Source organism: Arthrobacter sp. 2YAF22_2, from assembly GCF_052114645.1.
GTDB lineage: Bacteria > Actinomycetota > Actinomycetes > Actinomycetales > Micrococcaceae > Arthrobacter.
Genome location: NZ_JBFRFD010000087.1, coordinates 1 through 9,169, shown reverse-complemented (window position 1 = coordinate 9,169; position 9,169 = coordinate 1). Strand labels below are relative to the sequence as shown.

The window sequence follows — 9,169 nt, the reverse complement described above, 5'->3', positions numbered from 1 at the left end:
GGCCTGCCGAAGGCGCCCGCGCCGCTGCGCAACGACGAACTCACGCACCACATGCAGGCGGAGTTCGACGGCCAAACGGTGGCCCGGGACGAATTCAGCACCCTGATCAACCACCTGGCCGGCGTCCACCCCAGCCGCTACCGGCAGCTGCTCGACGGAATCGACGGCGTCGTGTGGCGCAACGTCGAGACCATCACAGAGCAGGCCGTGGCACTGCGCTTCGTAGTGCTGGCGGACCGGCTGTACGACAAGGACGTCCCGATCCTGGCCAGCGGCGTACCGTTCGACCAGCTCTTCACCGAAGAAATGATGACCGGCGGCTACATGAAGAAGTACTTCCGCGCCGTGTCCCGGCTCACCGCCCTGGCCCGGGAAGGCCAGAACCACGAGCCGTCCTAACCCCCGCGTTGGTCCTTAAATGACAGAGGTGCCGGCGCCGCCTCTCGGCGGGACCGGCACCTCGCTGACGTACCTGGGTCAGAGGCCCTGCTGCCGGGGTTCCCCGGCGACGGGTGACTCTTCCGCGACGTGCGGCTCGGCGACGGTGGCCGTTTCCGGCTGGCCGCCCGCGTTGTCCACGAAGTCGGAGGCGCCCCGCTGAACGGAATCGACCTTGTCGGCGTACTTTCCGCCGGTCTTCGAATCGACGAAATCACCCGCCTTCTCGATCCCGTCCTTGATGGCTTGTTCGTTGCCATCAATCAGATGCTGAGCCTTGCCCTTTAGATCGTCAAGCAATCCCACGGGCACCTCCCTTCTGTCGCGGAGCCAGATCGCTCCTAGCCCTTCGATCCTAATCGCCGGGCTGGAGGGTGCCAAGGGTCTACGCCCAGAGGAGAACGACCCTGGTCGGTGCAGGCCCGCGCCGGGCAGCAAAAAAAGCAGCCCCGGGGGAGCTGCTTTCATGGTGGGCGATACTGGGATCGAACCAGTGACCTCTTCCGTGTCAGGGAAGCGCGCTACCGCTGCGCCAATCGCCCGCAACCGGAAGGATCCGGAGTGGAGTTGTGTGAATCTCGAAACAGAGAGCGGACGACGAGATTCGAACTCGCGACATCCACCTTGGCAAGGTGGTGCTCTACCAGCTGAGCTACGTCCGCATTTTTAGTCCGTTCCGGCGGGGCCGGCGGTACTGGATAAAGCAAGTTGCCTTGCCTTGGTGGGCGATACTGGGATCGAACCAGTGACCTCTTCCGTGTCAGGGAAGCGCGCTACCGCTGCGCCAATCGCCCCTTCGCATCCGGTCGGAACCGGAAAACCAGGGTTTTCACCGAGGTGGGTACGGGATTCGAACCCGTGTATACGGCTTTGCAGGCCGCTGCCTCGCCTCTCGGCCAACCCACCGTGTAGCCAAAGTTCCTAAGAGCCGTGGCTGTGACAGTGTCCTGCGAGCGGACGACGAGATTCGAACTCGCGACATCCACCTTGGCAAGGTGGTGCTCTACCAGCTGAGCTACGTCCGCAGTGTTGCCTGCGATTCAGTGCCGTTATCGGCAATTCCTCGCGTTCCAACGAGTAAGAACTCTATAGGAGGTTCAGGCAATCCACAAATCGAAAGGCGGTCCGTGCCGCGGTACCCCCGCCCTTCCCTGCAATCTAGCGGATTTTCCTAATTACATGCATGTAATTCACCGGTCCGGGTCCAGGCGCCCGGCCGGGCGTCCGACGCCGGCGGTGCTGCCTTGTGTACGATGCCGGACGGCGCTGCTTTAACTCCGACGGCGGCCGCGACTAGGGCGGCGACGCCGACGGCGACGGCGACGGGCCGGAGTGGGTCGGCGGAAGGCGCGAGCGTTGCCGGGCGCGCCACTCCGTCGATTTTGCCGACGATGGCCGCCAAGCCGGCCCGCGTTGCGGCCACCTTCGTCCATTGGACGCAGCGCGGAGGAGCGCATTGAGCGGCCCGGCCGGCGTCGAGCCCACCGATTTCGAATTTCCGCCGGGGTGGGCTAGCATTCAATGGCACCGGGGCGATTGGCGCAGTGGTAGCGCGCTTCGTTCACACCGAAGAGGTCACTGGTTCGAACCCAGTATCGCCCACCTGGAAAATGGTCCGTTCCGCTCACAGAGCGGGGCGGGCCATTTTGCTTTCCTCCAGTGTCCGACCCCTGTGAAAGAGTCTTTCTATGACCGCTCCACTCCTTGCCCACGCCACCGAATACGGCCGGATGTATGCCCGCTCCACGTCTGAGCAGTTCTCCGTCCCGTCGATCACCACCGTGATCGGCCAGCAACCCCACGGCCTGGACGGCTGGTTCGGCTACATGGGTGCCAGCAGCCTGGCCGCGGATCCGTCCTTGCCCGCCATCCTGGGGAGCCCGGCCAAGGTCCGGCAGGCGGTCAGCCGTGCGGCCAAGGCGGCCGAGACGCACCGGGACGACGCCGCCAAGCGCGGCGACCGCGTGCACAACTATTGCGAGCAGGTGGCCCTCCGCGCCCTCGGCCGCCCGCACCTGATGAAGGAAACCCGGGAGGCGCTGGCGGCCAACGGCGAGGAAGCCTTCGCCGCCCGGTTTGACGAGTGGTGGGAGCTTTTCCAGGTGGAGCCGATTGCTCCCGAGATCACGGTGTGGAACAAGACGGTGGGCTACGCAGGAACCCTTGACCTGGTGGCCCGGATCAACGGCCGGACCTGCCTCATCGACTATAAGACCAAGGGCACCAGCCGCGACGGCACCGTCAAGCCGCTCGATGCCAAGGTGGTCATGCAGTTGGTGGCCGGGATGAAAGCCGAGGAAAGCCTGGTGGACCCGGTGGCGGGGGAGTGGGAAGCCTGGCAGCACGGTGAATCCCCGATGCTGCTCGCCGTGGCGATCGGCGAGACGGAAGTCCGGCCGCAGCGGGCCAACCCGGAGGTGCTCAAGCACCACTGGTGGAAGTTMTGCGCGCTGCGCCGTGTCTGGGAGATGTCCGCCGACTCGCTGGCCGCCGGAACCGCGCTGTTGCCGATCGCACCGCCGGTTGCCCGCTAGGCAGCACCTGCCACGGCAGGACCACCGCCGGATTTCTGCCACTAAACTGGATGGAATCCTGTAGCCGCCCACCGTGAGGACCGATTTGCCATGGCCATTTTGAATATCCGCATCATCGGGGACCCTGTGCTGCGCACAGTTGCGGATCCCGTGACGGAATTCGGGCCGGAGCTCGAAAAGCTCGTTGCCGACATGACCGAAACCATGGAGGACGTTGAGGGCGCCGGCCTGGCCGGGCCCCAGGTCGGGATCAGCCAGCGCGTCTTCACGTACCGGATTCGCGGGGTCGAAGGGCACATCATCAACCCGGTGCTGGAAAACAGCGAGGACTTCCAACCGGACGAGGTGGAAGGCTGCCTGTCCATCCCCGGTCTGGGTTTCCCGGTCCGCCGGCGCCGTACCACCCGCGTCACCGGCGTCGACCTGCACGGCAACCCGGTGGTGCTGGAAGGTGAGGGCATGCTCGCCCGCGTCTTCCAGCACGAGACCGACCACCTCGACGGGATCCTGTTCACCGACCGGCTCGAAGGCGAGGACCGCAAAGCCGCCCTGCGGGCCATCCGCAACGCCAACTATGACGCCATCACAGAGCAGACGACGGCGAAGCGGGCCAAAACCGTCGGCTCCAGCTTCGGCGCGGGTTCCTCTTTCGGAACCGGCCAGTGAGGGTCCTCTTCGCGGGAACCCCGGCCGTCGCCGTGCCCTCGCTGGACGCGCTCGTCGCAGCCGGCTTCGACGTCGTCGCTGTCCTGACCCGGCCGGACGCCCCGCTGGGCCGCAAGCGGGTGCTCACGCCGTCGCCGGTGGCCGTCCGCGCCGCGGAGCTCGGCATCGAGGTCATCCACGCCGCCAAGGTCGACGCCGCGGTGACCGCCAGGATCCAGGCTGCCGCGCCCGACGTGGCCGCCATCGTCGCCTACGGCGGGCTCATTCCGCGCGCGGCCCTCGAGTTGCCCCGGCACGGCTGGATCAACCTGCACTTTTCCTTGCTTCCGGCCTGGCGCGGTGCGGCGCCCGTGCAGCGCGCGCTCATCGCCGGGGACGACCTGACCGGCGCGGTGACCTTCCGGCTCGAAGAGGGCCTGGACACCGGACCGGTGTTCGGCACCCTGACTGAGGCCATCCGGCCGGCGGATACCGCCGGCGAACTGCTGGAGCGCCTGTCGCACAGCGGCGCGGTGCTGCTGACCCAGACCCTCTCCGCCGTCGACGCCGGCCGGGCCACGGCCGTCCCGCAGCAGGGTGACATCAGCCTTGCCCCCAAGCTGACGCTCGAGGAGGGCCGGTTGGACTGGCAGCAGCCGGCCCTCGCGATTGGACGCAGGTCCCGCGGTGTCACGCCGGAACCCGGCGCCTGGACCACCCTGCTGGGGCAGCGCGTCAAGCTCGAACCGGTGCTGCTGCGGCCGGGTGCCTCGGCCCTCCGCCCGGGGCACCTGGCTCTGGACGGGAAGGCTGTCCTGGTCGGGACCGGTTCGCACCCCGTGGAGCTCACCCGGGTCCAGCCGTCGGGCAAGAAAATGATGACCGCCGCCGATTGGGCGCGCGGACAGGCAACCCTTGAAAGCGTGGTCTTCGAATGAGCGAATCCGGAACAAGCGGCAGCGGCCGCGGACAGGGCCGCCAGTCCGGCGGCCAAGGCTCCGGCGGCCAGGGGCCCCGGGCCGGCGTCAGGCGGAACGCCCAGGGACGCGAACGGAACCGCGGCCCGCAGCGCGGCTTCACCGAAAACGCCCCCTCCCAGCGCACCAGGCGCGCCGACCCGGCCCGTCTGGTTGCCTTCGAAGTGCTTCGCTCGGTGGCCGCCGAGGACGCGTACGCCAACCTGGTGCTGCCGGCCCGGATCCGGCACCACGGACTGGACAAGCGCGACGCCGGTTTCGCCACCGAACTCAGCTACGGCGCGCTCCGCGGCCAGGGCACCTACGACGCCGTGCTGGCCCGCTGCGTCGACCGCCCGCTGGACCAGCTGGACCCGGCCGTCCTCGACGCGCTCCGGATCGGCACCCATCAGCTGCTGGCCATGCGGGTCCCGGCGCACGCCGCCCTCGACGAGACAGTGGGCCTGGCCCGCGCCGTGATCGGTGCCGGCCCGTCCGGACTGATCAACGCCGTGCTCCGCAAGGTTTCCGCGCACACCCTGGACGAGTGGCTTGAACTGCTGCTCAGCGACGAACCGGACGAGACCAAGGTGGCCTCGGTCCGCTACGCCCACCCCGAGTGGATCGTGCGCGCCTTCCGGCAGTCCCTCGTGGCGCACGGACGCCCGGTCACGGAAGTCAACGAACTCCTGGAGGCAGACAACGCCGCTCCCGTGGTGAACCTCGTGGCGCTGCCCGGCCTCGGCAGCCTGGCTGAAGCGCTGGAAAGCGGCGCCACCCCGGGCGAGCTGGTCGAAGGATCGGCGCTCTCCAGCGGCGGCGACCTCGGCCGGCTCGGCTCCGTCCGCGACGGCAGCACCCGGGTCCAGGACGTCGGCTCCCAGCTGGTGGCGCGCGCCCTCGCAGCCGTGGACCTTCGCCCGAACGGTTCGGCAAACGCCGTACCGGAAAACGGCGCCGACGGCGAACGCTGGCTGGATCTCTGCGCCGGACCAGGCGGCAAAGCCGCTCTGCTCGGCGCCCTCGCCCGGCAGCAGGGCGCTACCCTGCTCGCCAACGAGCCCGCGCCGCACCGCGCGAAACTCGTCCGCCAGGCCCTGGCCGCCGTCCCGCACGAGGTCTGGCACGTTCGCACCGGCGACGGCCGAGAGGTCGGAACCGAAATGGCGGAGAGCTTCGACCGGGTGCTCGTGGACGTTCCCTGCACCGGGCTGGGCGCCCTGCGCCGTCGTCCGGAGTCGCGCTGGCGGCGCACCCCCAAGGACCTGGTGGACCTGGGCCCGCTGCAGCGGGAGCTGCTGCGGTCCGCCCTGGACGCGGTCAAGCCCGGCGGTGTCGTGGCGTACGTGACGTGCTCCCCGCACCCGGCCGAGACGACCGCCGTCGTGAGCGACGCGCTGCGCAAGCGCGACGACCTTGAGCTGCTCGACGCCGGCGCCGCCCTGGACCGGGTGAGCCTCACCGGCCACCTCGAGGCCGGCCACGAGCTCACCGCGCAGCTCTGGCCGCACCGGCACCGCACGGATGCCATGTTCCTGGCGCTCATCCACAAGAAAGCCTGAGCCCCGGGCCATACTGGCACCAGCTACCTGACCTACCGACCAGCGAAACGAAGAGGAAATCCATGGCCCAGTGCTGCATCCACCCGAGCATTCTTTCGGCGGACTTCGCAAACCTCCAGTCCGAGCTTCACAGGATCAGCACCGCGGACGCCGTGCACGTGGACGTGATGGACAACCACTTCGTGCCCAACCTCTCGCTCGGGCTCCCCGTGGTCCGGCGGCTGCAGGAAGTCAGCCCGGTCCCGCTCGACGCACACCTCATGATTGAGCACGCCGACCGGTGGGCTCCCGCCTACGCCGACGCCGGTGTGGCCTCGGTGACGTTCCACGCCGAAGCATCGGTCGCGCCGGTGAAGCTGGCCCGGGACTTGCGCGACCGTGGCGCCAAGGCGGGCCTGGCGCTCCGGCCCGGCAGCGCGGTAGAGCCGTTCCTCGACATGCTCGAGGAACTGGACATGATCCTGATCATGACGGTGGAACCCGGCTTCGGCGGCCAGGAGTTCCTGGACCTCACCCTGCCCAAGATCCGCCGGGCACGGGCGGCGATAGACGCCTCTGGACTGGACATCAAGCTACAGGTGGACGGCGGCATCACCGAGGAGACCATCTGGCGCGCCGCCGAGGCCGGGGCGGACGTCTTCGTGGCAGGGTCCGCGGTGTACGGCGCCGATGACCCGGCGGACGCGATCGGCCGGCTGCGGGCCGCGGCCGGCCGGTAGCCTTCGGGCGGCGGYCGGCTGTCTAAGCCGCCATCCCGAGTCCGTACGCGCAACATGACGAAACTTGAACCGTCGTGATCGCGGGAATAGCCGAACGGCTGAGCAGGTTGTGTCAGAATAGCTACACACATACGTGCTCCGGGGTCGGTGTAAGTCCGAACCGGCGGTTATAGTCCGCGACCCGCGAGCCGGCAGCTTCCCCTGGAAGGCTGACGGCGGACGGTTGAACCGGTGGAATTCCGGTACCGACAGTTAAAGTCTGGATGAGAGAAGCACGTACAGCTGTTACTGCGGTGGCCTAAGGGCGCCGCGGAAGTGCGCTGTCGTATACCCCCGGAGCCATCGCGGTTCTGAGGGAAGGAACGACACACATATGAACCCTTTGCGATGGCTCTTCGCCAATACCGCGGTCCTGCGGGACCGGGCGGACAGCAAATGAGCGCCCAGATGGCGGCCGCGGGGCCGCAGAAGTACGACGGACCGGTCAGCGGGGCGGCCGGCCCCCGGGCAGACGACGCCGACGCCGCCTTCAGCGCCGCCGAGACGGCCGCCATGGACACCGCCCTCGCCGCAGCAACCCGGGGCCCGCGGGGCGCTAACCCCCTGGTGGGCGCCGTCGTCATCGGCAGCGACGGCAGACCCCTCGTGACCGGCTACCACCGCGGTGCCGGCACCCCCCATGCCGAGGTCGACGCGATCTCGGAGGCCGCGGCCGCCGGAGTGGACCTCAACGGCACCACCATGGTGGTCTCGCTGGAGCCCTGCAACCACCGCGGCCGCACGGGCCCGTGCGCCCAGGCCATCATCGACGCCGGCATCGCCGCCGTCGTCTACGCCGTGGACGACCCGCACGATCCGGCCGCCGGGGGAGCGGCAACCCTGCGCGCCGCCGGAGTCCGGGTCCGCTCCGGGCTGGCCGCCGTCGACGCCCTGGACCTCAACCGGCGCTGGTTCGACGCCGTGGCCGCCAAACGGCCATTCGTCACCCTGCACATCGCGCAGACACTGGACAGCCGGATCGCGGCCAGCGACGGCACCAGCCAGTGGATCTCCAGCCCGGAGTCGCTGGCCGACAACCACGCGCTGCGCGGCCGGATCGACGCGATCCTGGTCGGCACCCAGACGGTCCTGGTGGACAACCCGCGGCTCACGGCCCGGAGCCCCGACGGCGAACCGGCCCAAAAGCAGCCGCTGCGGGCCGTCATGGGCCTGCGCGGGATCCCCGAGGGCGCCGCGGTCAACGGCGGCGACGGTAAGGTACTGCACCTGCCGACCCGGGAGCCCAGCGAGGCCCTGGACCGCCTGTTCGACGCCGGCGTCCGGCACCTGATGGTCGAGGGCGGCTCGCGGATCCTGAGCGCCTTCCTGACGGCCGGCCTTGTCGACGAGCTCATCGTCTACCTCGCCCCGACGCTGCTCGGCGCCGGCACGGCCGCCCTGGACGACCTCGGCATCGGCACCCTCGCCGACGCCCAGCAGTGGGACTGGGACGAGGCCACGGGCGGCGCCGTCCGCAGACTGGGCCGCGACCTGCGGCTGCACCTCCGTCCCGCCGCCGCGCCCCGCGCCACCGATACTTCATCCGATTCCACCCCGCGCAGCGACGCGGACACCGCCGCAGGAGGCTACTGATGTTTACCGGAATTATCGCCGAACAAGGGAAGGTGCTCTCCGTTGAGCGCGACGGCGACACCAGCGCCACGCTGCGCCTGCACGCCCCTGTCAGCACGGAGGGACTCGCCCTCGGCGGCTCGATCGCCGTCAACGGGGTCTGCCTGACCGCCACGGACATCGAGGGCACAGACTTCAGCGTCGACGTCATGGGCGAGACACTGGTCCGCAGCACCATCGGGGGCCTGGCCGCCGGCGATCCGGTCAACCTGGAACGCTGCGTCCCGGCCGGCGGCCGGCTCGACGGCCACGTCGTGCAGGGTCACGTCGACGGCGTCGGACACTTGCTGGAACGCCAGGCGCTCGGCAACTGGGACCGGCTGCGCTTCGGCGTGCCGCTCGCCTTGGCCCGCTACATTGCCGAGAAGGGCTCGATCGCCATCGACGGCGTCTCGCTGACCGTCACGGCCGTAAGCCCGGCCCCTGAACCGGCCCCGTGGTTCGAAGTCGGACTGATCCCCACCACGCTGGCCGAAACCGGCCTGGGCGCCAAAGCTGTGGGCGGGGCCGTCAACCTCGAGGTCGACGTGCTGGCCAAATATACCGAGCGCCTGCTCGCCTTTGTTCCCGCCGCACACGGTCAGGAGGCCGCATCATGAGCCGGCTGCAGGACCCGCAGGGACTCGCCGTGGACACGCCGGCCC

Annotated in this window: 10 protein-coding genes, 6 tRNA genes and 1 riboswitch; of the genes, 9 read left to right on the top strand and 7 right to left on the bottom strand. The window is 69.2% G+C overall.

Features of this window, described 5'->3' with window-relative positions; all coding sequences use genetic code 11:
- The coding region (zapE, locus tag AB4Y86_RS05635; RefSeq protein WP_441400853.1) for an AFG1/ZapE family ATPase at positions 1–399 on the top strand (399 nt) is incomplete at its 5' end.
- A 78-nt stretch (positions 400–477) separates the two neighbouring features.
- Here zapE and AB4Y86_RS05630 read toward each other — a convergent pair.
- From AB4Y86_RS05630 to AB4Y86_RS05600, 7 genes are all read right to left on the bottom strand, one after another.
- Positions 478–744, bottom strand: coding sequence for an antitoxin (locus AB4Y86_RS05630; RefSeq protein WP_441400851.1), 267 nt, complete (start codon positions 742–744; stop codon positions 478–480).
- A gap of 161 nt (positions 745–905) precedes the next feature.
- A tRNA-Val gene (locus AB4Y86_RS05625) sits at positions 906–980 on the bottom strand.
- A 47-nt stretch (positions 981–1,027) separates the two neighbouring features.
- A tRNA-Gly gene (locus AB4Y86_RS05620) sits at positions 1,028–1,100 on the bottom strand.
- Between the two features lie 57 nt (positions 1,101–1,157).
- Positions 1,158–1,232 (bottom strand) — tRNA-Val (locus AB4Y86_RS05615).
- A gap of 41 nt (positions 1,233–1,273) precedes the next feature.
- Positions 1,274–1,344 (bottom strand) — tRNA-Cys (locus AB4Y86_RS05610).
- 46 nt (positions 1,345–1,390) lie between these two features.
- Positions 1,391–1,463, bottom strand: a tRNA-Gly gene (locus tag AB4Y86_RS05605).
- Between the two features lie 146 nt (positions 1,464–1,609).
- Entirely contained in the window at positions 1,610–1,861 is a 252-nt protein-coding gene (locus AB4Y86_RS05600) for a hypothetical protein (protein WP_441400850.1), read from the bottom strand.
- A gap of 107 nt (positions 1,862–1,968) precedes the next feature.
- Between AB4Y86_RS05600 and AB4Y86_RS05595 the strand changes: the two genes are divergently transcribed.
- The 8 genes from AB4Y86_RS05595 to AB4Y86_RS05560 all read left to right on the top strand — a co-directional run bounded on the left by AB4Y86_RS05595 (position 1,969) and on the right by AB4Y86_RS05560 (position 9,124).
- A tRNA-Val gene (locus AB4Y86_RS05595) sits at positions 1,969–2,040 on the top strand.
- Positions 2,041–2,126: 86 nt separating this feature from the next.
- Positions 2,127–2,972 carry a cytochrome gene (locus AB4Y86_RS05590; protein ID WP_441400848.1) on the top strand — a complete coding sequence of 282 codons (846 nt, stop codon included), beginning with the start codon at positions 2,127–2,129 and terminating at the stop codon, positions 2,970–2,972.
- Positions 2,973–3,062: 90 nt separating this feature from the next.
- Complete coding sequence (gene def / locus AB4Y86_RS05585) at positions 3,063–3,638, top strand: peptide deformylase (RefSeq protein ID WP_441400846.1); 576 nt, start codon at positions 3,063–3,065, stop codon at positions 3,636–3,638.
- Positions 3,635–4,555, top strand: a complete 921-nt coding sequence (gene fmt / locus AB4Y86_RS05580; protein ID WP_441400844.1) for a methionyl-tRNA formyltransferase — start codon at positions 3,635–3,637, stop codon at positions 4,553–4,555. The genes def and fmt overlap by 4 nt, the downstream gene beginning before the upstream one ends.
- A complete protein-coding gene (locus AB4Y86_RS05575) occupies positions 4,552–6,135 on the top strand; it encodes an RsmB/NOP family class I SAM-dependent RNA methyltransferase (RefSeq protein ID WP_441400843.1) in 1,584 nt (527 codons plus the stop codon). Before fmt ends, AB4Y86_RS05575 begins: the two co-directional genes overlap by 4 nt.
- 62 nt (positions 6,136–6,197) lie before the next feature.
- Positions 6,198–6,854, top strand: a complete 657-nt coding sequence (rpe, locus tag AB4Y86_RS05570) for a ribulose-phosphate 3-epimerase (RefSeq protein WP_441400841.1) — start codon at positions 6,198–6,200, stop codon at positions 6,852–6,854.
- 129 nt (positions 6,855–6,983) lie between these two features.
- A riboswitch (FMN riboswitch) is annotated at positions 6,984–7,134 on the top strand.
- 272 nt (positions 7,135–7,406) lie between these two features.
- Positions 7,407–8,486, top strand: coding sequence for a bifunctional diaminohydroxyphosphoribosylaminopyrimidine deaminase/5-amino-6-(5-phosphoribosylamino)uracil reductase RibD (gene ribD, locus AB4Y86_RS05565; protein ID WP_441400855.1), 1,080 nt, complete (start codon positions 7,407–7,409; stop codon positions 8,484–8,486).
- Positions 8,486–9,124, top strand: coding sequence for a riboflavin synthase (locus tag AB4Y86_RS05560; protein ID WP_441400839.1), 639 nt, complete (start codon positions 8,486–8,488; stop codon positions 9,122–9,124). The genes ribD and AB4Y86_RS05560 overlap by 1 nt, the downstream gene beginning before the upstream one ends.
- Positions 9,125–9,169 lie beyond the last annotated feature (45 nt).

Excerpts from the sequence above, each read along its gene's own strand:
- def (WP_441400846.1), top strand. The coding sequence starts at position 3,063 with ATGGCCATTTTGAATATCCGCATCATCGGGGACCCTGTGCTGCGCACA.
- AB4Y86_RS05575 (WP_441400843.1), top strand. The coding sequence starts at position 4,552 with ATGAGCGAATCCGGAACAAGCGGCAGCGGCCGCGGACAGGGCCGCCAG.
- rpe (WP_441400841.1), top strand. The coding sequence starts at position 6,198 with ATGGCCCAGTGCTGCATCCACCCGAGCATTCTTTCGGCGGACTTCGCA.
- ribD (WP_441400855.1), top strand. The coding sequence starts at position 7,407 with ATGGACACCGCCCTCGCCGCAGCAACCCGGGGCCCGCGGGGCGCTAAC.
- AB4Y86_RS05560 (WP_441400839.1), top strand. The coding sequence starts at position 8,486 with ATGTTTACCGGAATTATCGCCGAACAAGGGAAGGTGCTCTCCGTTGAG.